This window comes from Marinomonas sp. ATLA20 (assembly GCF_057180105.1).
On the sequence record NZ_JBXUKU010000050.1, the window covers coordinates 1 to 390 of the forward strand.

General features: G+C 43.3%; 1 protein-coding gene. It reads right to left on the reverse strand.

Annotation, left to right across the window (positions count from 1 at the left end):
• Nucleotides 1-149 precede the first annotated feature (149 nt).
• Nucleotides 150-390 (reverse strand): GNAT family N-acetyltransferase (locus AC2A4J_RS20390; RefSeq protein WP_484177302.1); only part of this gene is annotated, 241 nt, incomplete at its 5' end.

Consider the following 390-nt stretch of genomic DNA (forward strand, 5'->3'; position numbering starts at 1 on the left):
CATACTATGAAGCATGTTATTTAGAAACCCGCCAAGAATTAACTGCAGCGACTGGCCTTTATCAGCGATATGGCTTTTCCCTTCTTTCAGAGCCGATTGAAGGCTCTGAGCATTCTGCAATGGATGCTTGGTATCTCAAAACCTTCTCATCATGAGCTGTAAAACAATCGATAGGTTTTTGTCCGTTGAAAGCCTAGCTTTTCTGCTAATTTGATTGAAGTTAGGTGTTGGACATCGCAATCCCAATGCGGTGTCCTTTTATTTTCAAGGCAACTCCTGATCATATGCTGACATGCCAGCTGCGCTAAACCTTTTCCCCGGCAGGCTTCCTCTGTCCATATATCGATCTCCACACGATTTTCACTTGAAAAAATGGAGACACATTCACTC